This is a genomic window from Bradyrhizobium sp. UFLA03-84 (assembly GCF_002289535.1).
GTDB classification, from domain to species: domain Bacteria; phylum Pseudomonadota; class Alphaproteobacteria; order Rhizobiales; family Xanthobacteraceae; genus Bradyrhizobium; species Bradyrhizobium viridifuturi.
This window is the reverse complement of sequence record NZ_NSJY01000020.1, coordinates 26,286-50,070: the sequence shown is the minus strand read 5'-3', so window position 1 is coordinate 50,070 and position 23,785 is coordinate 26,286. Positions and strand designations below refer to the sequence as shown.

Sequence of the window (23,785 nt, the reverse complement as noted above, 5' to 3'; positions counted from 1 at the left end):
CAACAACGGCGTTGCCCCCGCGCGAGACGCGCTAACTGCCGTTAATCGTTATGGGTTTTGTGTTCGCGAAGCGCTGGCATGCTGGTTGCAAAAGTTCTGGTCAGAAGCCGCTCTTGCAACAGCCAACCTTGAGGACATCAGATGAGTCTCGCCACGACCCAGAGTATCGCAGATATCAGGGCTCGCAACAAACAGCTGATCGAGGAGGTGCTGAAGGTCTATCCGGAGAAAACCGCGAAAAGACGTGCCAAGCACCTCAACGTTCACCAGGCCGGCAAGTCCGACTGCGGGGTGAAGTCCAACATCAAATCCATACCCGGCGTGATGACGATCCGGGGCTGCGCCTATGCGGGATCCAAGGGCGTGGTTTGGGGACCTATCAAGGACATGGTCCATATCAGCCATGGTCCTGTTGGCTGCGGGCAGTATTCGTGGGGATCGCGCCGCAACTATTACGTTGGTACGACGGGGATCGATAGCTTCGTGACCCTGCAATTCACCTCCGACTTCCAGGAAAAGGATATCGTATTCGGTGGCGACAAGAAGCTGGTCAAAGTTCTTGACGAAATCCAGGAGCTGTTTCCCCTCAACAACGGCATCACCATCCAATCGGAATGCCCGATCGGACTGATCGGCGACGATATCGAGGCTGTCTCAAGAACTAAATCCAAGGAGTATGGAGGCAAGACCATCGTGCCGGTCCGCTGCGAGGGTTTTCGTGGCGTGTCGCAGTCACTAGGTCACCACATTGCCAACGACGCGGTGCGTGACTGGATCTTCGACAAGCTCGAGCCCAACGGCGCGCCAAAGTTCGAGCCGACGCCTTACGATGTTGCAATCATCGGCGACTACAATATCGGCGGCGATGCCTGGTCATCGCGAATTCTGCTGGAGGAAATGGGCCTGCGGGTGATCGCGCAGTGGTCCGGGGACGGTTCACTCGCTGAACTCGAGGCAACTCCGAAAGCCAAGCTCAACCTTCTGCATTGCTACCGTTCAATGAACTACATCTCCCGCCACATGGAAGAGAAATTCGGCATCCCCTGGTGCGAATACAACTTCTTCGGACCTTCAAAGATTGCAGAATCGTTGCGGAAGATTGCGGCCTATTTCGACGACAAGATCAAGGAAGGGGCTGAGCGGGTGATTGAAAAGTACCAGCCGCTGGTCAACGCGGTGGTTGCGAAGTATCGCCCGCGCCTGGAGGGCCGAACGGTCATGCTGTATGTCGGCGGGCTTCGTCCGCGTCATGTGATTGGCGCCTACGAAGACCTCGGGATGGAAGTCGTGGGCACCGGATACGAGTTTGGCCACAACGACGATTATCAGCGCACAGCTCAGAACTACGTAAAGGACAGCACGCTGATCTATGACGACGTCAATGGCTACGAGTTCGAGCGCTTCGTCGAAAAGCTCCAGCCTGACCTCATCGGCTCGGGCATCAAGGAAAAATACGTGTTCCAGAAGATGGGTGTGCCGTTCAGGCAGATGCATTCCTGGGACTATTCGGGTCCATATCACGGCTATGACGGCTTTGCGATCTTTGCGCGCGACATGGACATGGCTGTCAACTCGCCTGTCTGGAAAAAGACGAAGGCGCCTTGGAAGGAAACGCCGAGGGCCAAGCTCTTGGCTGCAGAATAGGGCAACAAGTCTCGCTCTCAGCGGAGAGCGGGGCAGTCAATTTCGATAATAAAAAGGATCTCAATAATGGCGCAAAGTGCCGAGCACGTGCTCGATCATCTCGAACTGTTCCGCGGTCCAGAATACCAGCAGATGCTGGACAAGAAGAAGATGTTCGAGGATCCCCGCGAGCCCGCCGAAGTCGAGCGTATCAAGGAATGGACGAAAACGCCGGAGTACCGCGAGAAAAATTTTGCGCGGGAGGCGCTAACGATAAACCCGGCCAAGGCCTGCCAGCCGCTTGGCGCCGTATTCGCCTCCGTCGGCTTTGAAGGCACGCTGCCTTTCGTTCACGGCTCGCAAGGCTGCGTGGCCTATTATCGCAGCCATCTGTCGCGACACTTCAAGGAGCCGTGTTCCTGCGTCTCTTCGTCGATGACCTAGGACGCTGCTGTATTCGGTGGCCTGAACAACATGATCGACGGGCTCGCAAACAGCTACAACATGTACAAACCCAAGATGATTGCGGTCTCCACGACCTGCATGGCTGAGGTGATCGGCGATGACCTGAATGCCTTCATCAAAACGTCCAAAGAGAAGGGCTCGGTTCCGGCGGAGTTCGACGTGCCATTCGCCCACACGCCGGCCTTCGTCGGCAGCCACGTCACCGGCTACGACAACGCGCTCAAGGGGATCTTGGAGCATTTTTGGGACGGCAAGGCCGGAACGGTGCCGAAGCTGGAGCGCAGGCCGAACCAGGCCATCAACATCATCGGCGGTTTCGATGGCTATGCCGTCGGAAACCTTCGCGAGATCAGGCGCATCCTGGAACTGATGGGAATCCAGCACACCATACTCGCCGACAACTCCGAAGTCTTCGACACCCCGACAGATGGCGAGTTCCGGATGTATGACGGCGGCACCACGCTGGAAGACGCAGCCAACGCCGTTCACGCCAAGGCGACAATCTCCATGCAGGAGTGGTGTACGGAGAAAACGTTGCAATTCGTGGCCGGGCATGGGCAGGATGTCGTGTCCTTCAACTACCCGATTGGCATATCCGCAACGGATGACTTGCTGGTGGCGTTATCGCGGATCGGCGGCAAGGACATTCCGGAGCAACTCGCACGAGAGCGTGGCCGCTTGGTCGATGCCATCGCCGATTCCAGTGCGCATATCCATGGCAAGAAGTTCGCGGTCTATGGTGATCCGGATCTCTGCTACGGGGTAGCTTCCTTTCTGCTCGAACTGGGCGCCGAGCCAACCCATGTGCTTTCCACCAACGGCAACAAGGCATGGCAGACAAAAATGGCGGCGCTGCTTGCAGGCTCGCCGTTTGGGCAGAGCTGCCAAGTCTACCCTGGCCGGGACCTCTGGCACTTGCGCTCGCTCCTATTTACCGAGCCGGTCGATTTTCTGATTGGCAACACATACGGCAAGTACCTCGAGCGTGACACTGGAACGCCACTGATCCGAATTGGCTTTCCAGTCTTTGATCGGCATCACCATCACCGCTCGCCCGTTTGGGGTTATCAGGGTGGCCTGAATGTGCTGGTCAAGATCCTCGACAAGATCTTCGACGAAATCGACAAGAAGACCAACCTTCTTGGCAAAACCGACTACAGCTTCGACATCATTCGCTGATGACGAACGGTGCGCGTGCCATCGCCAAACCCGGCGGTGGCACGGCACCAATGCACGGCGGTTAATCTCTCAATTAGTTTGCTGAGGGGAAAACGGATGAGTTCGCTAGCGGCCACGGTCCAGAATATCTTCGACGAGCCGGGCTGCGCCAAGAATGGCAGTAAGTCGAAGGCTGCTCGCAGGAAGGGCTGCACCAGGCAACTGCAGCCGGGCAGTGCTGCGGGCGGCTGCGCTTTCGACGGTGCCAAGATCGCGCTGCAGCCGTTTACCGATGTCGCTCACTTGGTGCACGGTCCGATTGCGTGCGAAGGCAACTCCTGGGACAATCGCGGCTCGGCGTCGTCTGGCTCAAATCTGTGGCGAACCGCATTCACAACCGACCTGAACGAAACCGATATCGTATTCGGAGGCGAGCAGCGGCTGTGCAAGGCAATCACAGAAATCATCAGTAAGCGGGACCCTCCCGCGATCTTCGTCTATCAGACTTGCATCCCGGCGATGATCGGCGACGATATCGATGCGGTTTGCAAGGCTGCATCTCAAAGGTTCGGCAAACCAGTTATACCGATCAATTCCCCAGGGTTCGTTGGCTCCAAAAACCTGGGTAACAAGCTCGCCGGCGAGGCCCTGCTCGAACATGTCATCGGAACGCAGGAGCCGGACTACACAACGCCGTACGACATCAACCTGATCGGAGAATACAACCTTTCAGGAGAGTTCTGGCAAGTGAAGCCATTGCTGGACGAACTCGGAGTCCGGATTCTCTCATGCATCTCTGGCGACGGAAAGTATCGCGAGGTCGCTTCTTCTCATCGTGCGCGGGCGGCGATGTTGGTCTGCTCAAAATCTATGATCAACGTCGCACGCAAAATGAAGGAACGCTACGGGATCCCGTTCTTCGAGGGGGCGTTCTACGGTATTCAGGATTCAAGTGATTCGCTTCGCCAGATCGCCCGCTTATTAGTCGAGCGCGGCGCCCCCCAAGAGTTGCTCGGGCGCACTGATGCGGTGATCGCGCGCGAGGAAACGCGCGCCTGGGCTGCCATCGAACCGTACAAGCCACGTTTCAAAGGCAAGAAGGCCTTGTTGATTACCGGCGGCGTCAAGTCATGGTCGGTCGTGGCGGCACTGCAGGAAGCCGGTCTCGAATTGGTCGGAACCAGCGTGAAGAAATCGACCGGGGAGGACAAGGAACGCATCAAGGAGCTGATGGGGCAGGATGCCCACATGATCGAGGAGATGACGCCGCGCGAAATGTACAGAATGTTGAAAGAAGCGGAAGCAGACATCATGCTGTCGGGCGGCAAATCGCAGTTTGTCGCACTGAAGGCGGCGATGCCCTGGATCGATATCAACCAAGAGCGGTGCCATGCCTATCTGGGCTATCTTGGAATGGTCAAACTGGTGGAGGAGATCGACAAGTCGCTCTCCAATCCGATGTGGGAGCAGCTGCGTCGACCTGCGCCATGGCAGGTCTTGGCGAAGGAGATGGTGCAGATGCGATCACCGCTGGCCGAGATCGCTTGCGATCCTGCGCTCGGCGAAACGGCGCGCCGAGCCAAGGAGATCTGCCTTTGCAACAAGGTAGATCTCGGAACAATCGAGGATGCGATTACCGCCCATGGCTTGATCAGCGTGGAAGCTGTCAGAGAGCACACCAATGCGGTCGGCGGCTGCTGCAACAGACGCATCGAGGAAATCTTGGCGGCCTCACCATCTGCCCTGCCACAGGCCGCAGAATAAGGACCTGTTATGGCCCTCGTCAAAGCGTCTACTAAATCTTGTGCGGTCAATCCGCTGAAGATGAGCCAGCCGATCGGCGGAGCCTTCGCCTTTATGGGGTTGCGTGGGGCTATGCCGCTTCTGCACGGCTCGCAAGGCTGTACATCCTTCGGGCTCACGCTTTTCGTGCGCCATTTCAAGGAAGCAGTACCGCTGCAAACCACCGCTATGAGCGAGGTCGCAACCGTGCTCGGTGGCTACGAGAATCTCGAGCAGGCGATACTCAATATCCACAGCCGAGCCAAGCCAAAGATCGTGGGGATCTGCTCAACCGGGGTTACAGAGACCAATGGCGACGATGTCGATGCCTACCTCAAGCTGATCCGGGACAAGCATCCGCAACTTGCAAAATTGCCGATGGTCTATGTCTCGACACCAGATTTCAAGGGAGCGTTCCAGGATGGCTGGGAGAAGGCTGTGGCGCGTATTGTGGAGGCGTTGGTCGAGGGGCCGGGCGTGAGTGGACTGCGCGACCCGTCCAGGGTGAATGTTCTTCCAGGATGCCACCTCACCCCCGGTGATCTAGACGAACTCCGGGCCATCTTGGAGGATTTCGGTTTGCGGCCGTCCTTTTTGCCTGATCTGGCAGGCTCGCTTGATGGGCATATCCCCGATGAGTTTACGCCGACAACCATAGGCGGCATCGGCGTCGACGAAATTGCGAGCATGGGACGCGCTCAATGGACGATCGCAATTGGCGCACAGATGCGACGCGCGGCGGAGGTCCTGCAGGCCAAGGCCGACGTGCCATTTCGCCTGTTCGAACGGCTTTGTGGTCTCGATCCCAACGACGAATTTATCACCTTTTTGAGCGAGATCAGCGGCCGGCCCGTACCGGTGAAATATCGGCGGCAGCGTGGCCAGCTCACCGATGCAATGCTGGACGCGCACTTCCATATTGGTGGTCGCAGAGTTGCGATCGCCGCCGAGCCCGACCTCCTGTTCGACCTGTCCAGTACGCTGCATGACATGGGCGCGCAGGTGACCGCAGCAGTGACAACCACGCAGTCGGTGGTTATTGAGCGAGTCAAGGCCGAGGAAGTCTTCATCGGTGATCTCGAGGATCTCGAGGAGCTCGCCAGAACCAAACAATGCGACCTGCTGGTCACGCATTCGCATGGCAGGCAAGCGGCGGCTCGTTTGAAAATTCCGTTCTATCGCGCGGGTTTTCCGATGTTCGATCGGCTTGGTGCAGGACACCAGCTATCCGTCGGCTATCGTGGTACGCGCGATATGATTTTCGATATCGCCAATCTCGTAATTGCTGACCGAGAGGAGAACCACCAGCCTACGCCGGATAGCTGGCGGGCTCCGGCCGCACTGCCACGACGAGCCGGCCACGGCTCGAGTGACGCAGCTGGGAGGTTGACGGCATGAAGGTCGCATTCGCTACGCAAGATCTTAGACGGGTCGATGCACATTTTGGTTGGGCGAAGAATATCGCAATCTATGATGTCGCGCCGGGTGGGCACGTCTTTATTAAAGCAATTGAGTTTGAGGGCGATCTCAAGGAAGATGGCAACGACGATAAGTTGGCGCCAAAGATCGATGCAATTAAGGATTGTGTAATTCTCTATGTCGCCGCAATCGGCGGTGCTGGTGCCGCGAGGGTGGTGGCCAACAAGATCCATCCTATCAAGGTGAGCAAGCCGGAAAGCATCCTGATGCTGCTTGAAAAGCTTCAGGAAGTACTGAAGGGAACGCCACCTCCTTGGCTGCGCAAGGCCATGGCCAAGGACCAGCGCCGCGCGTTTGAGTTCGACGAATGAGGTGAGATGACCGAAGAAATAGTGCGGCAGGGTAGCAGCATCGACGCGCCGTTCCTCATCGAGCTAATCCGGATGTGGCGCGCTCAGGATGCCAACGGCGCCTGGACGAACAAGAGCGATCTCGACCTACTCGAACCTTATGTCTTGAACAAGGAGAAGCGGCGCGCCCTGCCGATTGTCGGCGATCCCGATCCCGACACGCTGTGGCGGCTTGAGTTGTTCTTCGACGCGGTCGCGCTCTCGATCGAGAGGGCCACCGGCGTGATGGTCCAGCCCATTATGAAGCTGCATCATGAAGGCTTCGGCCGCGTGGTGTTGGTCGCAGGGCGCCTGATCGCCGTGAACAAGCAGCTACGCGATGTGCATCGTTTTGGCTTCGTTAATCTCGTAAAGCTTGCACAGGAAGGCGACAAATATGTCAACGACGGAATCGACATGGTTCGCAGATTTCCGGACGTGGCGAACTATTGAGGGCGCTCATGAGTGATCGTGAAGTATTGAAAGCAGAACTGAAGAAGCTGTCAGGAAAAGCGCTGCAAGCGAAAATGGATTTGCACGATCTGTCGGAGGAATTGCCTGTCAACTGGGGCTCGATCATGACAGTGGCGGAGAAGGCGTACGATGCCTATGCCGAACTCGAGCGCAAGAGCCATGATTTGAAGGCGCTGGAAAATAACCAAAGGGGCTGACTTATGTCATTTGCAGCGCGCGATGGCCGCGAGTGGATACCGGAATACTTGACGTCGATCGATGACAAGAAGTGCATCGGTTGTGGGCGCTGTTTCAAGGTGTGCGGTCGAGATGTCATGACTTTGAAGGGAATCAGCGAAGAGGGCGAGCTTGTCGATTTAGACGATGACGCGGACGATGAGATCGAAAAGAAGATCATGGTTCTAAATGATCAGGGCGCCTGCATCGGCTGCGGCGCCTGCGCAAGGGTGTGCCCGGCCAATTGCCAGGTCCACACCTCAGTCGGAGCTGAGGTCACATAAGCGAAGACCCCCTCGTCCAGCAGCAGAGGATAGTGCAATCACATGTGCTACCTGGGCGGGTGACGCGCTCGTGATCAGTGAGCTCGTATCTTTGATCAGGCCATCGTGCTCAAACCTCATCGGGGATTTTAGTACTGGTTGAGAGCAACAACGTCGAGCGGCACGTCGTTGACCGCCCGTCAGCGAGAAGGGACACGCGGTTCACCTATCCAGTGGAGCCTTAAGGCGGCCGAGTCGTTGTCTGTCTTCCGGTGGATGCCTTGCCGACTCCGTAGTGGGCCGGTGGCGCGGTAAGCTTGTGATCAGCTAGAGATTGTATATCCTCATTGCGGAGCTTGCGCGGCACGAGCCCGACTGCGTGCAATTCGCCGATAGGATAGCGATCCGGATGTATGGCAGAATCGTTGGCTCATCCAGCCCGTCCACAAGCGCTTATCAGGCTGATGATTCGAGCGAGGCGGGAGATGGCCCCCGTTTTGCGCAAACAGTTGCGCGCATGGAGCGAGGTGGGGCATCGTCGGGGGGCAGCGGCGCCATACTCTCTGAGTTCCGATCCAACCATTGTCAAAATCGACGAACAAGAAGACTTCATGAATCTCGTGGAGATATACTTGCGTCGCGATATCAGGGACATCGCCGACAATCCACAAGAGTATTCAGAGTTTGTTTCGAGGAAAGCTGAGTGGGCTGCAACTGTTGCTGGAGCCCATGCCAACACTTACCACGACCCGAATAACCCCGGAAGTTCTTCAGCTGTCAGCTGGGTGACGAAAGTGTCGGCCTGCTAGCAGTGGGTGGCCCGGTCCGGATCAAGGGAGACCGGTTTCGAGAACAGTTCGGGCGTAACGATATCACGTCCGTAGTAGATCTACGCGTTACTCAGCCGTTTGTCGAAAACGCAGGCGATATCCTGCTCGAGCATCAATTGCGATTGGGCGGCGATCATCCATTGGTATTGTCGCGTCCTGCCCGACCGGGGATGGAGCCCCTTCTAGCTGAAACGGGTTTTGTTCACGTGGGTCGCAATCACTGGGTGCTCGACCCTCATCAGAAACCCGAAGTGTGGACGAAGAACGAGAACAGCGAGTGGCAGCGAGTAGGCAAGCCTGCAAAATATCTTTCCAAGGTCGAAGAAGCCCGCAGCGGTCATCGAGAGAGCATTGAGTCGGACTCATCTGACGATGATCCTTCGTTTTATTTGGAGCGTGAACTTCGACGAATGGCTGTTGAAGACGATCCGGAATAATGGGAGTGCGGCGGAACTGATGGGTTTTCGCCCTGGCTCGCGTATGAGCAGGAGGCGTAGCCTTGAAGGGAGCGCGCGCCACGTCGCGCTCCCTTGCCAGATGCCGGTTCGCGAGTTGGTTGGTGGAGTTGGCCGGCCTTGTGTCATACGTGCCGGGGGCCTGCTTCGCCGAGCCAGTAGTGCCTTGGTGCGCGGTTTGGGAGAGGGCCTGTTTTAATCCGGCTTTCGAGCGGCAATCTGAGGCAAATGCGGGAACCGATTGTGCTCACGATGTCAGTACTTCCGTTGAATCTGGTATCACTGAACGGATTGCGAAATTGGCGATCTTGAAAATCGTTCTGCGACGGCTAGCGCGAGGTGTGCCATCGGGTGTGCGACCAAACGGGCGTTCCAGCGTACGATCGAGCGTCTTGTCGGGCTCTCCAGCGCATGGACGAAATTATCGGTACAATAGAACATCAGTTCTATAGAGACGCGCGGCAGCGCCAATGCGCGTACGCTGGGAGGCGGAATGGACCGGTACACCAGGAGCAACGAGTTGCGCACGCGCTTGCGGTTCTGCTAGCCGGACAAGCTGTACGGTACCGCTAAGGCTGCGCGAACGCCGAGCAGCGCTCCGACGGTTTTTGCAGCACAAGGCACAGCAACACTGCAGAGCCCTTGCGATAGGCGAGCAACGAATGCAAGTAGATGCTATTTCGCGATTTGTGGTTTTAACGACATTCCGAGCCGCAAGGCCATGGGATTCCACCTTATGGTCCTCGATCACGACGGCAATCACCGGCCGTGGCCCATCGTTGTGGTACGCTGGGGTAGGAAGGTGCTTGGCTATCTCAATAGATGCCCTCACAATGGCGTTGCTTTGGACCGGGAACAAAACGAGTTCCTCGATCCAAGCGGCGTCCGGCTGATGTGCGGCAAACACGGATCCACCTTCGAGCTCGGAACCGGGCTGTGCGTCGATGGTCCGTGTAAGGGCAGAACGCTCACGCCAATCGCCTTGACAGTGCTGGATGGCGATATCTGTGTCGTCGGCATGCGTCTTGTCGAAGATGATGCGTCCCGGAACGAATGACGTCCGCGCTCAGACCGGCCGGTTCTCGTTGCGGTTTTTTACCGGCTCCATCCTCTCCAGCCCGTCTTCATAGGAGATCTCGTCGTAGGGTAGATCGAGAGCCTTTGCCGCATCGAGGAGGTAATCAAGCTTGCCGCCCGCATCCAGCTTCTTGAGGTCGTCCTTGTTGAGCCCGACCAGGTCCATCATCTCCTTCCAAACAGTGGATTCATCGCACGGCAGGACGTGGAAGGTAATGCCACCGAGCCTGATGTGGTACTTCGCCAGCAAATCGACGTTGTTACAGAACAAGAAATAACTGCCCTTTTGGCTTAACGCACCGTCAAGCACGGCCGCGACGTCAGCAAGGTAGGCCAAGGAGTGCAGGTAGCCGGCCAGCACCGGGATAGTACGTTCTCCGTCCTGCGCGATCGTCAGAACCTGTTCGATCGAATAGTCCGGCGGCCGCTTCTCGTCCGCGACTTGCGTCTGAAATTTTAGTGCTATGTCGCCGCGAAAGCCAAACCGGCCGGGCTTGGTCGTCCCGCCCTTGAGTACAGCATTGAGCAGGCGGCCCTCCTTCTCAAGTCGACCGAGTGCGGTGTTCTCGATTGCAGTCATTAAATTCGTCCTCGATTTGAGCTTTTCACCGGCGCGCTGGCCGATGCCAGATGCGATGCAAATTGCTTGCCGCCGCCTCTGTAACGACCTCCAGCCGTGCCGCGAAACAAAACGCCTGTGCGAGAGGCGATCGTCCCAGGCAGCGTTGTCACAAACTCGACACCGGCGTTGATGAAGCCGACAGATGCGACCAAAAAAGTAAGCGGGATCAAGCTTTGCACGCTGGCACATGACTTGCCATTGTCGGGCAGACCTAAGCTCATGAGAGGGTAAGCCATGATCAGCCTGACAGATAGCGCAGTGAGTGCCATCAAAGGCGCGATGGCATCATCAATGCACCCGACCGGTGGCTTGCGCATTTTGGTCGAAGCAGGCGGCTGCAATGGGTTCAAATACAAGATGGGCTTGGCCGAGGTGCCGACGCTTGGTGACACCGTGATCGAATGCGGGGGTCTGAAGGTATTTGTCGACAGCAAGAGCCATGAGCATCTGATCGGCACGACCATTGATTTCGTCCTGGCGCCGGATAGTCCCGGATTCATCTTTCAAAACCCGAACGCCGCCGCGAGCTGCTCCTGCGGCAAATCGTTCAGCTGATAAAGAGGAAACATCGCAGCATGCTGGCCGAACCGGAAGAAGTATGGCAATCGTCGGCTGCGAGAGCGCTTCGCATTCGCGACGCAATCGGACAGATGCGAGCGGATCTGCATGGCGACCGTCGGCTCATCCGGACCAATAGCCACAGGACCATCGCCAGTCTGAACGGCGCATCCGCGTTCTGTAAGCGTCCTAGACTGACGCTGGACCGCATTCAGACGAGGCTGATCGACAAAATATGCGAATGCGTTCGTCTCGTCCCGATTGCGGCTGTCGGCGAGGCCCTGGATTGAGTGGGACCCAAGTGCCGATTTACCTCGACAATAATGCAACGACCCGGACCGATCCATCCGTCGTGCAAGCTATGTTGCCGTTCTTCACCGAGCAATTCGGCAACGCTTCATCCACGCATGTCTTTGGCGGCGAGGTCGCAGTCGCCTTGAAGCAGGCCCGGGGTAGCTTACGGCGGTTGCTAGGCTGCGCATACGATCATGAGATCGTGTTCACCTCAGGAGGGACCGAGGCCAACAATGCCGCGATTCTCTCTGCGCTTGCGACCCAAGAGGGCCGCGACGAGATCGTCACCACAGCGGTCGAGCATTCTGCCATTCTTGCCGTGACGGAGCAATTGGGGGCAAGCGGAGTCAAGACGCATGTCGTATCGGTAGATTCCCGCGGCCGGCTCGATATCGAGGCGTTTCGCAGCGCTCTCGGGCCACGGACAGCGGTTGCTTCCGTTATGTGGGCCAATAACGAGACCGGCACGATATTTCCTGTAGAGTTCCTTGCAGGGTTGACCCATGAGGCGGGCGCGCTGTTTCACACCGATGCTGTCCAGGCCGTCGGCAAGATGCGCGTAGACCTTAAGCACAGTGCGATCGACATGCTGTCACTATCCGCGCACAAACTGCACGGACCCAAAGGCATCGGCGCGCTATATCTGCGCAAGGGGACAAGTTTCCGACCCCTGATCTGGGGCGGATCACAGGAACGACGGCGCCGCGGCGGAACGGAGAATATTCCTGCAATCGTCGGCCTTGGAAAGGCTGCAGAGCTTGCGGCGGAGCGGCTCGAACCTGAGCGCGTTCGCATTGCTGCGTTGCGCGATCGCCTCGAGCAGGGAATACTGCACATTGGCGAGTGTATTGCGCTCGGCGATATCAGCAACCGGCTAGCGAACACGACCAATATTGCCTTCGACCATCTCGAAGGCGAAGCGATCGCCCACCATCTCAATCGGGCCGGCATTGCTGTGTCGCTCGGATCAGCCTGCAACGCGGGCTCAATGGAGCCATCGCATGTCTTGCGGGCCATGCGGGTGCCGGCGTGGAGCATGCACGGTGCGGTGCGCTTCTCGCTATCGCGAGAAACCTCATTCGCGGAGGTCGACGAGGTCGTGTGCGCCGTGTCTGACATCGTGGCTCGCCTGCGCGCCACTTCGCGGGAGTCGGCCCGCTTGGCCAGCCATGATTCACAGTCAAGGAGTTCAACGTGAAAATCATGATCCGCCGGTCTCCGGACGCGGGCCTGTCGATCTACGTACCAAAGAAAGACCTCGAAGAGTCGATCGTCGAGTCCGAATATGAGACCCTCTGGGGCGGGTGGATCAAAATAGCCAATGGGTGGGTACTCGATTTGCCCAAGATGGCGAGCGATACAAAATTACCGATCACAATCGACGCTAAAAAGCGGAGCGCGGACGGAGAGGGTCCGTGAAGGGGCCTCGGCGGATCGACTTTGTCGATGCAGCCGATGCCAAGACCATTCTCGCGGACGTCGCTGCCGGGTTAAGGGCTGCGCGCGTGGTGCCCTATCTCGGTCCTGGCCTCACCGGACTGTCCAGATCCGATGCGCCGGCCACGCCCGAGGCGCTGGCCGACTTCTTCGCCAGCAAGATTGCGCTGCCTCGGCGGACCAAAGGCAATGCGTGGGCGTCGGCGCAGCATATCGAGGTCAGCAAACATCGCTCTACGCTGACGACATTGATGGTGCAAGCCTTCGCTCGATCAGCGGAGCCGACGCCGTTACATCATCATTTCGCGTCCCTGTCGCCGCCCGTCATCGTCGATGCATGGTACGACAGCGCAATGCGCGCCGCGCTGGGCAAGCGCAAGGGATGGGGTGAAGTGCAGGGCATTACCCGTGCCGGCATTGGCGAGAATCGTTGGTATCGCTTCTATGATTCCTCTGGCCAAAAGGTCGAAAGTGCCGTGGCCGGCAGCTGGGCGACGGTGCTCTATAAGCCGCATGGCAGCGTGCACCCGGCCAACAACTTCCTGATCTCCGATTCTGACTATGTCGAGGCCTTGACCGAGATCGACATTCAGACGCCAATTCCGGACATCATCAAGGAATGGCGGAGCGGACGGACCTTTCTCTTCATCGGCTGTCGCTTTAACGACCAGCTGTTGCGCAGCTATGCGCGGCAGATTATCAAGCGCTCGGGTGGCCCCCACTATGCGATCGTCAATCCGGATACGCTGTCGCGCAACGAGCTCCGTTTTCTACTCGAACAAGGTCTGGCGCCGCTTGCGATTCGGCTCCCTTGCGCGGTTGAGATACTGCTCACCCGTTAGATGTGTGAAGCTCGATAGCCCAACTGGTATCGCCAGTTGTGAGATGGCGCGATGCACGAAACGCCCGTTCGGATGAAGCCGGGTGTGGCGCGCGCGTTGGCACCATCATTGATGCGTCAGCCCGCATAGTTCTGAGTGAGAATGAGACGTATCTGTCGCATTCTTAACAAGCGTATCATTGCCGCTCTTACATGTCTCAACGTCGGTCGGACCCGATAACGCTACGACATGCTGACCAAATATCGTCTTCTGCGCCGTGGCATGTGAGTTGCTACGCCTCATCTTGAGGCTCGCTCACGGATGGTCCTGGGAAGCCAATGTGCCCGCGGGGAAGATAGAGAATGAGTGCGATGGTGGGGAGCGGAGGGTACGCCAAAGCTGCGCCGGATAACGGCACGATGATGCAGTCTGCCGCCGAGCATAAGGGCTGTCGCACCGCAGCCAAGACCGCCCAGGCAGGCTGCGGGTCACGGACAAGCCAAGGCGATCTGCCGAGCGAAATCTGGGAAAAGGTGAAGAAACATCCCTGCTACAGCGAAGAGGCGCATCATCATTACGCCCGCATGCATGTGGCGGTCGCGCCAGCCTGTAACATCCAGTGCAATTACTGCAATCGCAAATATGACTGCGCCAATGAATCTCGCCCGGGCGTGGTGAGCGAGAAGCTCACCCCTGAGCAGGCGGCGAGAAAAGTGCTCGTGGTCGCGACCGCCATTCCGCAGATGACCGTGCTCGGAATCGCTGGTCCCGGCGATGCTCTCGCCAATCCAGCAAAGACGTTCAAGACGTTCGAACTGGTCGCCAAGGCGGCGCCCGACATCAAGCTGTGTCTGTCGACGAACGGACTGGCTCTGCCGGACCATATTGACACGATCGTCAGGTCCAGAATCGACCACGTCACCATCACTATCAACGCGATCGATCCCGAAATCGGCGCCAAGATCTATCCCTGGATCTTCTTCAGCCATAAACGTTACACCGGCATCGATGCGGCGAGGATACTCACCGACCGTCAGCTGCAAGGACTGGAGATGCTTAGCGAACGGGGGATCCTGTGCAAGGTTAACTCGGTAATGATCCCCCACATCAACGATCAGCACCTGGTCGAGGTCAACAAGGCGGTGAAGGCGCGCGGTGCCTTCCTTCACAATATCATGCCGCTGATCTCCGCGCCTGAGCACGGCACGGTGTTTGGCCTAAACGGTCAACGCGGGCCGTCGGCGCAGGAATTGAAGACGCTGCAGGATGCTTGTGAAGGGAAGATGAACATGATGCGGCATTGTCGCCAGTGCCGCGCTGATGCTGTCGGACTGATCGGAGAGGATCGCAGCGCAGAGTTCAGTACGGATCAGATCATGAAAATGGGCGTCAAATATGACCTTGCTACGCGCAAGGCTTATCAAGACAGGGTGGAGGACGAGCGGGCCGTCAGCGTCGTGGCCCTCCAACAAGAGCTTACACAGTTCGCCGCCGAGACGAGCGCGATCAAGGTTCTGGTGGCGGTCGCAACCAAGGGCGCGGGACTCATCAACGAGCACTTTGGGCATGCAAAGGAATTCCAAGTATATGAACTTTCTACATCCGGCGCAAAGTTCATCGGTCACCGTCGCGTCGACGTCTACTGCCAGGACGGTTATGGCGAGGAGGACAGGCTTTCGACCATCATTCGTGGCATTCATGACTGCCATGCGGTGTTCGTGGCCAAGATCGGCGGCTGCCCAAAAAGCAACCTGATCAAGGCCGGGATCGAGCCGGTTGATCAATACGCGCATGAGTTCATCGAGAAGTCGACGATCGTCTGGTTCAGGTCCTATCTCGACAAGGTGAAGAGCGGCGATGTCCAGCACGAGGAGCGCGGCGACGCCGCGATCCGCCAGGGAGCTCTGATCTCCGCGGCGTAAGGGGGGTATATGCCATTCAAGATCATCGCCTCTCAGTGTACCAGCTGCTCAGCTTGCGAACCCTTATGCCCGAACGTTGCCATCTCGGAAAAGGGAGGAAGCTTTGTCATCGAAGCGACGAAATGCACCGAATGTATTGGCCATTTCGACGAGCCGCAATGCGTTGCGGCCTGTCCGGTCGACAATACCTGCGTGATCGACACGTCCTTACCCCGCTATCAGGCGCCAGCTTAGGATGCGAGCTTCCATGAACGGCATGCCAAGAGCTGGGGCTAAAAAATTTGCAAACTTCGTGTGGCGCGTTGTCAACACCGCAGGTCTCGACCTTCGTGCCTCCCCTCGCGAAGGCGGCTGCTCCGGATGTTCCTGCGATCGTGCTGCTGGTCGCCGGCAGCGGAGCGTTGGCAGGCATTTCATTTGGCGCGGCAGGCCAAAAGCGCCTCTCAGCTCCGAGCGTAGGCTTCTGGGCCGCGCCATTATCGTTTATGTGACTGACGAGGTCACGCTGATCGGCGCATGCGCGGCGGGATCAGTCTTACCGAGCCGCAACATCGCGGAATGCGCCGGGCGAACGAAGCTGCCGATGACCTTCGAGGCCGCAGCCAGGTCGCCATTTGCCGGTCAGGGAGCGCTGATCGCGCGCACTTCGTTCGGCGAAGTCCCGGGCCAAGGCCGGCGGATGGTTAACGCGACTGATGCTGCACTTGATCACGCCGATATCATCATGCCGCGGTTGCATCCCGCCGTGTTGATGGACCTGGCCGGCCTGCAGATATGGGCAGGCAATCGGAAAGAGGGGACGAGGCCGCGACCAAGCTGCTCGAACTCGAACCGGCTGACAAGATCGGTACCGAATCGCGCGCGGACGTCCTGGAGCGGAGGAGCCAATCCGAAGATCGACCATATTGGCAACGCCGCCCTGAGGCATCACTCCAATTACAGGGCCTGCGCTCGTCGGTCGCGCAAGAGGGGCTGCGACTGCCGGCGTTCGGCTATTTGCCCAAATGATTGGGCCGGCTACGTCTCCAGCACGTCTCCCGGCGGAATCCCGCGCTCAGCAATGGCGGCACTTGGCGCGCAGACGTTGAGGTCTGAGCGATCGTGTCCACGCAGGCTAATGCCGTCGTCTTATCGTCGATGCTTGATGGCCCTAGAAGCCTCGTCGCCTCAGCCGCAACATCGTTTCGTACGGGGAAATGATGCCGATGCTGTCCGACAAGGAACTGGCGACGTGCTCACGCGCCACTTTGGCCCGCAGCTCCGCAATCAATCGATCTGCGCTGAGGAAGTCCAGTTCCGTCACATCGTACCACGTCTCGCTGCCGTTGCGGGGCTACTTGGTGAAGCTACGGGCCAATACGCTAGAGCGCGGCTAGATATCGCAGAACGGCTGTCACTCGAGAGCACGAACTGCCCTAAAGCGACATCCTGGTCAGCACGTCGACACGAACTGGCGAACCGCATTGCGGTGAGTGAATCGGCTGAGTGCGGCGAGGGATGAGCACACAATTGTGGAGGGTGTCTCCTGGTCGGGCCGGCAGCAACACCATTGATGTCTACCAGCAACGATGCATGAGGAGCGCTACATGAGCGGTATTGTTCGCGACAGCGACGTCGTCGAGCTCGACGAGCCGCCTGTCTTCAGTTTTAGCCAAAAGGTACGAGCCAGTCGCACCATCCGGAACGATGGCACCTTTCGTGGCAAGGAGATCGGCGACATCTTGGTCAAGAAGGGAGAGGTCGGTTACGTCATCTCGATCGGGACATTCCTGCAGCAGTTCTACATATATGGTGTCGAGTTTCTGGAAAGCGGCTACCGCGTTGGCATGAAGCGCAAGGAACTCGTGCCCGTGGATGCCTGCGAGGAGATTGATGATCTTCCATTGCCGGTGGAGGCCGTGTCGTGAGTGAACCCGGCTTTCTGAAATATCGGCGGGGCCAGCGGGTTAAAACCACAGTCGATATCATCAACGACGGCTCTTTTCCCAATGCAGAGCCTGACGGCGTCTTGCTCGGCGCCGGAGTGGCCGGAGAGATCATCAGGGTTGCCATCCATACCGATGCGAACGTTCCGATCTATACTGTCGATTTTGGAGAACGGTTGCTCATCGGCTGTCTTGAAGAAGAAATCACAGGTCTTTGAAGGGAGGCTTTCGCGATGAATGCCGGGCTGATGAGGAAGGTCAAGACCGGGCTGGTGGCGCACCCCAACGAGCTTGATCGCAAGCGGATCGAGCGCAGCTTGAGCTCCCGTACGCGCTATATCTACGTCTCGCCGAAGGTGACACCGGTGAAAGGCGGCTACCTCGTCGAGAGCCCCTGTTGCTCGCGCAATATTGAAAGGGACGGCGCGCTAATCGACGTCGCGCTAATTCTTTTTGATCGCGTGAGCGGAATTTGGAAGGTGTTTTGCAAGAACCACGCCCAAGGAATCTGGGAATTTTATAGCCTGTATCACCGCCTGACTTCAGCGATCGACGAATTGAACGCGGATCCGGAGCGTCTGTTCTGGCAATGAGGGGCGGCTTTTGAGGGGGCACAGAGGAGCCACGATGACGCTCACTACGCAGGAATTGATTGAAATTGAGCAGCTGCTTGCGACCGACAGGGCCGAGGAGGGGCCGTTTGTCGAGCTGCGGCGCCGCTTTCCGCAGCTTGCTTGTGTGCGCTGTGACGCGTCGGATATGCCGGATCAGCCATTCCGGCAGTTTGTGCGTTTCGATCTCCATCTGATCGATGGATCGGATCACTGCGTGCAGATTACGGCCGACCCGGCACGGGCGACCGGTATCATATTGGCCAAAAGGAGCGCTGCGCAGTGAGCGGCACTGAGCTCGCAGAGCATCCGTGCGATAGCGCGCACAATGCGGAGAACAATGCATCCTTTATCCCGCTGTCGGGCCCGGATATTACCGTCGCTGAGCTCTCTGCAGTTGAAACCCTGCTGTGTTCGTCGCAGATCTCCAGCGGGCGGATCACTGAGGCGTTCGAGCAGGCTTTCGCGGTCTATCTGGGCCGCAAACATGCCGTTGCGGTTTCGAGTGGTACGATTGGGCTCCTGCTTGCACTCAAGGCGCTCGGGATCGGAGCAGGACATGAGGTCATCGCCTCGCCCTACGCATTTCGCGAAACGGCGCATGCCATCAGTCTCGCAGGCGCACGGGTGGTATTTGCCGACGTCGACTATTGGTCGGGAACATTGGTTCCAGCGAAGGTCGAAGAGAGCATTACGGCCCGCACGCGGGCGATTGTCGCCGGCAATCCCAACGGTCATCCTGCGCCATGGGCAGAACTGCGGACGGTCGCACAGCGCCACCGGCTGCTGCTGTTGGAGGATTCTACCGAGGCGATCGGGTCGAGCTACAAGGGGGAGCTCGTCGGCCGATTTGGCGACCTGGCCGTGTTCGACTTTGCCCAGCCGGTAGCCCTAAGCTGCGGTGAAGGCGCAATGGTGGTGACGGATGACATGGATATTGCGCTTGGGTTGCGCCGCCATCGCGCCCACCGCCTAGACGAGCGATTCTCAGTCGTCGTCGCGAGCACAGCACCTTACCAGGCTGGCATCAGCGATCTCACGGCTGCCTTGGGGCTGACGCAGCTGAAGCGTCTCAATGAAATCCTGGAGCGGCGTCGGCTCATCGAGCAGCTCTATAACGCGCATATCCAGTCATTTGAAGGCATCAAGCCGCCTTATGTCGGCCCCGATGTGACGGATGTGAACTGGATGCTTTATCTCGTTCAATTGGGGACACGCTTCTCGCGATCCGGTCGGGACGCCATCATCGATGATCTGCGCGCCGCGCAGATTCAGTCCGCTGCCTACAGCCAGCCGCTGCATCTGCAACGCCACTATTTTGACCTCGGCTATCGCCGTGGCGATTTCCTGGTTACCGAAAAGGTCGCCGATCGCGCTCTAGCGCTGCCGTTTCACACCCATCTCACGAACAAGCAGATCGCGTTTATCGTGGAGACCATGAAAGATGCCTCGATCAACGTGGGCGCGGGTGCGGCGATCTACTGAGATGATCTTTGTGCCCCAAATGAAAGGAGGATTGGTTGAGCACAATTATAGCTCTGGGCGTCCGCGAGATGAGAAATCGATCGGGCGCATGTCATGCGATGCCGCCGCGGGCGGATAGATATCCGCATAAATGCGAAACACGTCGCATGCCGCTGTATCATGTACTGTTCGGGAAGCTGCGGGAGAAATGCTCCAGCCTCGCGCTCGCAGAAAGCCTGCCCGATCGTCGCAAACTGTCGTGCTCACGCCGTGGTTTAAGGCCGACGCGCCAAGATGCTCGAACCCGAGTACGCCATCCTGGGCTTCGGCTCGGGTGTCTCGAGTTAGTCAAGCAGAGATTACTATGAGCATACAAGAAGTCATCATTCACCTCCGCTTCGCTCCGAATGGAAAGGTGATCCAGATCAGCGAGCGCCCGGCAAAGCTCACGCCGAACCAATGGTTTGAAGTTCTCAACGTCCGCGCTAGCTCGGCATATCGACCGCTCGCACGTGGCCGCGGCATCTTCCGATTGAGCCGTACTACGGTCGAAGCCTTCAAGCGGGAAACTGCGAGGCCTGGATGAGCCAAGCGATGATTGGGAACCCAATGGGCGATCAGATCGAGGTTTTTACCGTCTGTCCGGCCGATGCCATCGAGCGGAATGGCGCCAGGGGCTTTAGCCTGTCGCGTATCGATGATAGCGGCGAAAGCCGGTTGTTTTCCATTATTGTGGTGCGCACCTTCGGTGACGACTATTTTGGCTATGTGAACCGTTGTCCGCATGACGGCGTCTGCCTGAACATCGGCTCCGGCGAGTTTTTCTCGGCAGACCACACCTTTCTCAGATGCGGCCGGCATGGTGCAAGGTTCGAGATCGAGACCGGAGTGTGCATCGAGGGTCCCTGCAATGGACAAGCGCTTGAGCCGGTAGCGCTCGCCGTGATCGAAGGTGACGTTTGCCTATGCGGCGTCGAGCTGCTGGAGGAAGATCGGGCTTCCGAGCGCTTCGAGGACAGCGAAGAAACAATGGATATCACGATCCATCCGGATTGACGGCGTATCATTTGGCTGCTGTTCAAGTTGGCTGAGGGATTTTATCGGAGGACGAAATCGTCGCTCCTAAGCGTTGGTGCAGATGGGTATTATGCTCTCTTAGCTTGTCAGAGCAAAAGGCAGTCCAACGCCTTGCTGCCGGGCGCCAGCGAGCTCTGCCGTACCAACAAAAGGTGCTCTTACGTCAACTCGCCAAATGGATCTCGCAGGCGGGACCTGCTTCTTGCTGCCGGCCGATAGAACATGTTCAAGAAATGTCCTCGGCGGCTGGAAGTCCGCCGAGGACACCGTCTGGGCTGCGAGAATGGGGAGACCCAGACTGACAGGATCGTTTGGGAGGAACAATGACGATCCTGTGTCAGAAGCTAGGCCGTCAGCGACGGCTGACTTATTTTCTGGGCTGCAATTGCGATGCCAAACGCCACACTGCGACCTCTCAGCGAGTGCCGCCGCGATCTTTGGGAGCCGCCGGTTTACGGACGCATGCATGAATGAACACGCATTCGGTGCTCGGCATTGAGGCGGCAAGTGCGCCTTGACGCTATCGTGGAGGGCTGGGCGCGATTCAGGACCGCTGTGTTGCCGGTTTCGTGACGGCCGATCAACTCCAGGCAGCTTAACCTATAGCCTTGAACGCGGGTCTGCGTTCACTCTGACTGTCGGGGCGTTTGCGCCAGGCGCTATCCTGTTGAGGTAAACAATAGATTGCAAACAGCGGAGCGCACATCATGCGTGCGAACGGCTGAAGCAGAATGGTGGGCGTCAAACGCGAAGCCAACGATTGTCCTGTCCAAAACAGATGAGAAACGACATTGTCGGAACTCCAGCATCAACGATGAGGAGCGCCTCGGCAGAACAAGAGATAGTCATAAAAATGCGAGGATTCTGCATTTGGTGTGGAACTTGCTTTGCAGCAATCGGATGGCTGAGCAATGTAGGAGCGAAGAGATTGCGATGGTAGGAGAAGACGTTGAAACGAATCAGGAAAGCTGTGCCAGACGTGAGTGATCTGTGGGTGATCTTCAACGTTTACAATTAGTGTTGCGTTCGCTTATTTCGCCTGCGTCCGCAGGCACGCATCGAAATCAGTAGCATCAATCTATCGATGCGGTGTTCGACAGCAAGAGACCCTGTGAGGGCGATGCGGGCCCAGGCCATGTCTCTTTCGGATCGCTCGCATTGATCACAGGATAAGCGCATGGACTCAGAAACCGAATTCGAACTCCCCCAAATTTATAGGCATCATGTCTTTGCCTGCAACACGCAGCGTCCGCCCACCCATCCTCACGGCAGTTGCGGCGCCTCTGGCGCGCAAGCATTGTGGGATCGAATGGGCAAGGCGATCGAAGCGCAAGGCCTTAACGATATCGGTTTCACGATGGCTGGCTGCCTCGGCTATTGTAACTCCGGTCCCTTGATGGTCGTCTATCCTGACGGAATCTGGTACCGCGCGACTACGCCGGAAGACGTCGACGAAATCCTGGAATCCCATCTCAAGCGGGGTAAACGCGTCGACCGCCTCGTGATGGTGCTAAAGCGCAGCTAAACGCCTCTTCGCGCCGCTTGGCCGGGCAATCAAGCATGGACAGCTTCTCCCTCGATGAGCTGTTCCCTCGGTACGTCGGTCGGATCAGGCTGACCGGCGGGCCCTCAGGCGTCAGGACGTGCGAACAGCGCGTCAGGGAGCTTGTCGTTATGGCGCTCTTTGAGATGTTCGGTGAGACGGGCCCAGATTAGAGCTGCTTGTGCCCGGGCCCTGAACCTTGAGCGTCAACTCCCTTGTCAGACTATCATTCACGGCGCAGCGCGGCGCCTTGAATTTTCAGACCCGATCGGCAACTTGCATGGTCGCAACGCCTGACAAAGCAAGAACGTTATTCTTTCGATGGCTGTTCGATCAATCTGTTCGCGTCACTTAATACTGTCCCTACGCAGCACGCCGCAAGCGCAAGGTGCGCATGGCGCTCACGTTCTTCGCGAGACGACGCGTCTTTGACACGCCATCTCGCTCGCGGGATGAACTGCGGTGCGGTTGAAGGACGCGCTCGGTGGCTCGCCGCGTCCGGAGTCATCAACCTCGTCTTCTTCTCTGGATCCTGCTCTGACGTTAGAACTTGTAAGCGATGCCGCCGCTGATGAGCCATGGGTCGATATTGGCGCGCCCGGAGACGGGAATTGCATTGTTTACGGTCGCAGAATAGTCTGGCCGCAGCCACAGCTTCTTCACGTCGAAGTTGAGGCCCCAATGACGGTCAAGCATGTAATCGAAGCCAAATTGGACCGCCGCGCCGAACTGGTTGCTGATGTGCAGATCCGTCACGGTAAGGCCGGCGAGCGACGTATTGGCCGCCGACTGATTGAAGAATGCGGTGTAGTTGATGCCTGCGCCGATATATGGCTTGAGTGGACCGAAATCGTCGAAGTGATATTGCAGGGTCAACGTCGGTGGCAATAGCCACGCTTTGCCGATATCGAGTCCATTAAGCGTGCCAGTGCCGCTGATGTGATGGCGGGTCACGCCGAGAATGAGTTCGGCCGCGATGTTCTTTGTAAAGAAATAGGTGATGTCGAGCTCCGGTATGGCTTGATCGCTGATCAACAGACCGGAGTTGGGAGAAGACAGCGAGGGTACCCCGGAGACGTGGACTGAACTGCCTGCGGTATCGGGCAAAACGCCGAGCACTCGCAGGCGGATCATCCATGGATTAAACGGTTCGATCGGGGGTGCCATGTAATAAACCGGCGCCGGACCGAGATCTGCAGCCTGTGTCGAGATGCTGGCCAGCGAGATCGCGAGCGTGAGGAGCGACGTCGTCGTCAGAATTGTTCTTGTTCTCATCGAATTCTCCATTCCAAAAGTCGCGCGATAAGGCGCGCGAGATCTCTGTCACACATGACAAGCGGCGGAGGATTTGATGCGGATC

At 57.8% G+C, this 23,785-nt stretch carries 27 protein-coding genes and 1 pseudogene; 25 read left to right on the top strand and 3 right to left on the bottom strand.

Translation table 11 applies throughout. The annotated features are described in order from the left end of the window. Window positions 1-141: 141 nt before the first annotated feature. The 11 genes and pseudogenes from nifD (at window position 142) to CK489_RS39365 (ending at window position 10,131) form a co-directional block, all read left to right on the top strand. Window positions 142-1,644: a nitrogenase molybdenum-iron protein alpha chain gene (nifD, locus tag CK489_RS39410; protein WP_050627270.1), complete on the top strand. Its 1,503-nt coding sequence runs from the start codon at window positions 142-144 to the stop codon at window positions 1,642-1,644. 66 nt (window positions 1,645-1,710) lie between these two features. Next, a pseudogene (nifK, locus tag CK489_RS39405) lies at window positions 1,711-3,267 on the top strand (nitrogenase molybdenum-iron protein subunit beta). A gap of 96 nt (window positions 3,268-3,363) precedes the next feature. Next, window positions 3,364-5,010 (top strand): nitrogenase iron-molybdenum cofactor biosynthesis protein NifE, encoded by a 1,647-nt coding sequence (nifE, locus tag CK489_RS39400; protein ID WP_050402958.1) that lies wholly within the window; start codon window positions 3,364-3,366, stop codon window positions 5,008-5,010. Between the two features lie 9 nt (window positions 5,011-5,019). After that, window positions 5,020-6,426: a nitrogenase iron-molybdenum cofactor biosynthesis protein NifN gene (gene nifN / locus CK489_RS39395; protein ID WP_095736098.1), complete on the top strand. Its 1,407-nt coding sequence runs from the start codon at window positions 5,020-5,022 to the stop codon at window positions 6,424-6,426. Further along, entirely contained in the window at window positions 6,423-6,818 is a 396-nt protein-coding gene (nifX, locus tag CK489_RS39390; RefSeq protein WP_050402961.1) for a nitrogen fixation protein NifX, read from the top strand. Before nifN ends, nifX begins: the two co-directional genes overlap by 4 nt. 6 nt (window positions 6,819-6,824) lie before the next feature. Beyond that, window positions 6,825-7,289: a NifX-associated nitrogen fixation protein gene (locus CK489_RS39385; protein WP_050402962.1), complete on the top strand. Its 465-nt coding sequence runs from the start codon at window positions 6,825-6,827 to the stop codon at window positions 7,287-7,289. Window positions 7,290-7,297: 8 nt separating this feature from the next. Next, the gene (locus tag CK489_RS39380) at window positions 7,298-7,507 is read left to right on the top strand and encodes a CCE_0567 family metalloprotein (protein WP_050402963.1); all 210 of its coding nucleotides are present in this window, start codon (window positions 7,298-7,300) and stop codon (window positions 7,505-7,507) included. Between the two features lie 3 nt (window positions 7,508-7,510). After that, the gene (gene fdxB / locus CK489_RS39375; protein ID WP_050627269.1) at window positions 7,511-7,810 is read left to right on the top strand and encodes a ferredoxin III, nif-specific; all 300 of its coding nucleotides are present in this window, start codon (window positions 7,511-7,513) and stop codon (window positions 7,808-7,810) included. A 464-nt stretch (window positions 7,811-8,274) separates the two neighbouring features. Beyond that, window positions 8,275-8,598 (top strand): hypothetical protein, encoded by a 324-nt coding sequence (locus tag CK489_RS42500; protein WP_244522103.1) that lies wholly within the window; start codon window positions 8,275-8,277, stop codon window positions 8,596-8,598. 2 nt (window positions 8,599-8,600) lie between these two features. Then, the gene (locus CK489_RS42495; RefSeq protein WP_245350747.1) at window positions 8,601-9,056 is read left to right on the top strand and encodes a hypothetical protein; all 456 of its coding nucleotides are present in this window, start codon (window positions 8,601-8,603) and stop codon (window positions 9,054-9,056) included. Window positions 9,057-9,795: 739 nt separating this feature from the next. Further along, window positions 9,796-10,131, top strand: a complete 336-nt coding sequence (locus CK489_RS39365) for a Rieske (2Fe-2S) protein (protein WP_050402966.1) — start codon at window positions 9,796-9,798, stop codon at window positions 10,129-10,131. A gap of 9 nt (window positions 10,132-10,140) precedes the next feature. Here the strand turns inward: CK489_RS39365 and CK489_RS39360 are convergent, their stop codons facing one another. Both CK489_RS39360 and CK489_RS41150 read right to left on the bottom strand, forming a co-directional pair. Further along, window positions 10,141-10,731 carry a hypothetical protein gene (locus CK489_RS39360; RefSeq protein WP_050402967.1) on the bottom strand — a complete coding sequence of 197 codons (591 nt, stop codon included), beginning with the start codon at window positions 10,729-10,731 and terminating at the stop codon, window positions 10,141-10,143. Beyond that, window positions 10,731-11,009 (bottom strand): hypothetical protein, encoded by a 279-nt coding sequence (locus CK489_RS41150; RefSeq protein ID WP_128089492.1) that lies wholly within the window; start codon window positions 11,007-11,009, stop codon window positions 10,731-10,733. The genes CK489_RS39360 and CK489_RS41150 overlap by 1 nt, the downstream gene beginning before the upstream one ends. On the opposite strand from CK489_RS41150, the gene CK489_RS39355 reads away from it, so the two are divergent. The 14 genes from CK489_RS39355 (at window position 11,008) to CK489_RS39280 (ending at window position 22,407) form a co-directional block, all read left to right on the top strand. Beyond that, window positions 11,008-11,328 carry a HesB/IscA family protein gene (locus tag CK489_RS39355; protein ID WP_050402968.1) on the top strand — a complete coding sequence of 107 codons (321 nt, stop codon included), beginning with the start codon at window positions 11,008-11,010 and terminating at the stop codon, window positions 11,326-11,328. The genes CK489_RS41150 and CK489_RS39355 overlap by 2 nt on opposite strands. 20 nt (window positions 11,329-11,348) lie before the next feature. Beyond that, entirely contained in the window at window positions 11,349-11,621 is a 273-nt protein-coding gene (locus CK489_RS39350; RefSeq protein ID WP_063695527.1) for a hypothetical protein, read from the top strand. Continuing rightward, window positions 11,573-12,823, top strand: a complete 1,251-nt coding sequence (gene nifS, locus CK489_RS39345) for a cysteine desulfurase NifS (RefSeq protein ID WP_050402970.1) — start codon at window positions 11,573-11,575, stop codon at window positions 12,821-12,823. Before CK489_RS39350 ends, nifS begins: the two co-directional genes overlap by 49 nt. After that, complete coding sequence (nifT, locus tag CK489_RS39340) at window positions 12,820-13,044, top strand: putative nitrogen fixation protein NifT (RefSeq protein ID WP_050402971.1); 225 nt, start codon at window positions 12,820-12,822, stop codon at window positions 13,042-13,044. The genes nifS and nifT overlap by 4 nt, the downstream gene beginning before the upstream one ends. Continuing rightward, entirely contained in the window at window positions 13,041-13,904 is an 864-nt protein-coding gene (locus tag CK489_RS39335; protein ID WP_095736097.1) for an SIR2 family NAD-dependent protein deacylase, read from the top strand. The genes nifT and CK489_RS39335 overlap by 4 nt, the downstream gene beginning before the upstream one ends. 341 nt (window positions 13,905-14,245) lie before the next feature. Continuing rightward, window positions 14,246-15,805: a nitrogenase cofactor biosynthesis protein NifB gene (gene nifB / locus CK489_RS39330; protein WP_095736096.1), complete on the top strand. Its 1,560-nt coding sequence runs from the start codon at window positions 14,246-14,248 to the stop codon at window positions 15,803-15,805. A gap of 9 nt (window positions 15,806-15,814) precedes the next feature. After that, window positions 15,815-16,039, top strand: coding sequence for a 4Fe-4S binding protein (locus CK489_RS39325; protein WP_083992236.1), 225 nt, complete (start codon window positions 15,815-15,817; stop codon window positions 16,037-16,039). A gap of 1,352 nt (window positions 16,040-17,391) precedes the next feature. Further along, window positions 17,392-17,712: a nitrogen fixation protein NifZ gene (locus CK489_RS39315; protein WP_050627322.1), complete on the top strand. Its 321-nt coding sequence runs from the start codon at window positions 17,392-17,394 to the stop codon at window positions 17,710-17,712. Continuing rightward, on the top strand, window positions 17,709-17,948 hold the full coding sequence (locus CK489_RS39310) for a nitrogen fixation protein NifZ (protein ID WP_050402976.1): 240 nt from the start codon (window positions 17,709-17,711) through the stop codon (window positions 17,946-17,948). Before CK489_RS39315 ends, CK489_RS39310 begins: the two co-directional genes overlap by 4 nt. Before the next feature lie 15 nt (window positions 17,949-17,963). Next, entirely contained in the window at window positions 17,964-18,323 is a 360-nt protein-coding gene (locus CK489_RS39305) for a DUF3024 domain-containing protein (protein ID WP_050627266.1), read from the top strand. Window positions 18,324-18,357: 34 nt separating this feature from the next. Then, a complete protein-coding gene (locus CK489_RS39300; RefSeq protein WP_050403049.1) occupies window positions 18,358-18,627 on the top strand; it encodes a DUF6129 family protein in 270 nt (89 codons plus the stop codon). Beyond that, complete coding sequence (locus CK489_RS39295; RefSeq protein WP_050627265.1) at window positions 18,624-19,826, top strand: DegT/DnrJ/EryC1/StrS family aminotransferase; 1,203 nt, start codon at window positions 18,624-18,626, stop codon at window positions 19,824-19,826. Before CK489_RS39300 ends, CK489_RS39295 begins: the two co-directional genes overlap by 4 nt. Window positions 19,827-20,387: 561 nt before the next feature. Further along, the gene (locus CK489_RS39285; RefSeq protein WP_245350745.1) at window positions 20,388-20,861 is read left to right on the top strand and encodes a Rieske (2Fe-2S) protein; all 474 of its coding nucleotides are present in this window, start codon (window positions 20,388-20,390) and stop codon (window positions 20,859-20,861) included. Between the two features lie 1,198 nt (window positions 20,862-22,059). Next, a complete protein-coding gene (locus tag CK489_RS39280) occupies window positions 22,060-22,407 on the top strand; it encodes a (2Fe-2S) ferredoxin domain-containing protein (protein ID WP_050402983.1) in 348 nt (115 codons plus the stop codon). Window positions 22,408-22,968: 561 nt separating this feature from the next. Here the strand turns inward: CK489_RS39280 and CK489_RS39275 are convergent. Beyond that, a complete protein-coding gene (locus CK489_RS39275) occupies window positions 22,969-23,712 on the bottom strand; it encodes an OmpW/AlkL family protein (protein ID WP_050627264.1) in 744 nt (247 codons plus the stop codon). Between the last annotated feature and the right edge of the window lie 73 nt (window positions 23,713-23,785).

Excerpts from the sequence above, each read along its gene's own strand:
- nifD (WP_050627270.1), top strand. The coding sequence starts at position 142 with ATGAGTCTCGCCACGACCCAGAGTATCGCAGATATCAGGGCTCGCAAC.
- nifE (WP_050402958.1), top strand. The coding sequence starts at position 3,364 with ATGAGTTCGCTAGCGGCCACGGTCCAGAATATCTTCGACGAGCCGGGC.
- nifN (WP_095736098.1), top strand. The coding sequence starts at position 5,020 with ATGGCCCTCGTCAAAGCGTCTACTAAATCTTGTGCGGTCAATCCGCTG.
- nifX (WP_050402961.1), top strand. The coding sequence starts at position 6,423 with ATGAAGGTCGCATTCGCTACGCAAGATCTTAGACGGGTCGATGCACAT.
- CK489_RS39385 (WP_050402962.1), top strand. The coding sequence starts at position 6,825 with ATGACCGAAGAAATAGTGCGGCAGGGTAGCAGCATCGACGCGCCGTTC.
- CK489_RS39380 (WP_050402963.1), top strand. The coding sequence starts at position 7,298 with ATGAGTGATCGTGAAGTATTGAAAGCAGAACTGAAGAAGCTGTCAGGA.
- fdxB (WP_050627269.1), top strand. The coding sequence starts at position 7,511 with ATGTCATTTGCAGCGCGCGATGGCCGCGAGTGGATACCGGAATACTTG.
- CK489_RS42500 (WP_244522103.1), top strand. The coding sequence starts at position 8,275 with ATGGCCCCCGTTTTGCGCAAACAGTTGCGCGCATGGAGCGAGGTGGGG.
- CK489_RS39365 (WP_050402966.1), top strand. The coding sequence starts at position 9,796 with ATGGGATTCCACCTTATGGTCCTCGATCACGACGGCAATCACCGGCCG.
- CK489_RS39360 (WP_050402967.1), bottom strand. The coding sequence starts at position 10,731 with ATGACTGCAATCGAGAACACCGCACTCGGTCGACTTGAGAAGGAGGGC.
- CK489_RS39355 (WP_050402968.1), top strand. The coding sequence starts at position 11,008 with ATGATCAGCCTGACAGATAGCGCAGTGAGTGCCATCAAAGGCGCGATG.
- CK489_RS41150 (WP_128089492.1), bottom strand. The coding sequence starts at position 11,009 with ATGGCTTACCCTCTCATGAGCTTAGGTCTGCCCGACAATGGCAAGTCA.
- CK489_RS39350 (WP_063695527.1), top strand. The coding sequence starts at position 11,349 with ATGCTGGCCGAACCGGAAGAAGTATGGCAATCGTCGGCTGCGAGAGCG.
- nifS (WP_050402970.1), top strand. The coding sequence starts at position 11,573 with ATGCGTTCGTCTCGTCCCGATTGCGGCTGTCGGCGAGGCCCTGGATTG.
- nifB (WP_095736096.1), top strand. The coding sequence starts at position 14,246 with ATGAGTGCGATGGTGGGGAGCGGAGGGTACGCCAAAGCTGCGCCGGAT.
- CK489_RS39325 (WP_083992236.1), top strand. The coding sequence starts at position 15,815 with ATGCCATTCAAGATCATCGCCTCTCAGTGTACCAGCTGCTCAGCTTGC.
- CK489_RS39315 (WP_050627322.1), top strand. The coding sequence starts at position 17,392 with ATGAGCGGTATTGTTCGCGACAGCGACGTCGTCGAGCTCGACGAGCCG.
- CK489_RS39305 (WP_050627266.1), top strand. The coding sequence starts at position 17,964 with ATGAATGCCGGGCTGATGAGGAAGGTCAAGACCGGGCTGGTGGCGCAC.
- CK489_RS39300 (WP_050403049.1), top strand. The coding sequence starts at position 18,358 with ATGACGCTCACTACGCAGGAATTGATTGAAATTGAGCAGCTGCTTGCG.
- CK489_RS39285 (WP_245350745.1), top strand. The coding sequence starts at position 20,388 with ATGAGCCAAGCGATGATTGGGAACCCAATGGGCGATCAGATCGAGGTT.
- CK489_RS39280 (WP_050402983.1), top strand. The coding sequence starts at position 22,060 with ATGGACTCAGAAACCGAATTCGAACTCCCCCAAATTTATAGGCATCAT.
- CK489_RS39275 (WP_050627264.1), bottom strand. The coding sequence starts at position 23,712 with ATGGAGAATTCGATGAGAACAAGAACAATTCTGACGACGACGTCGCTC.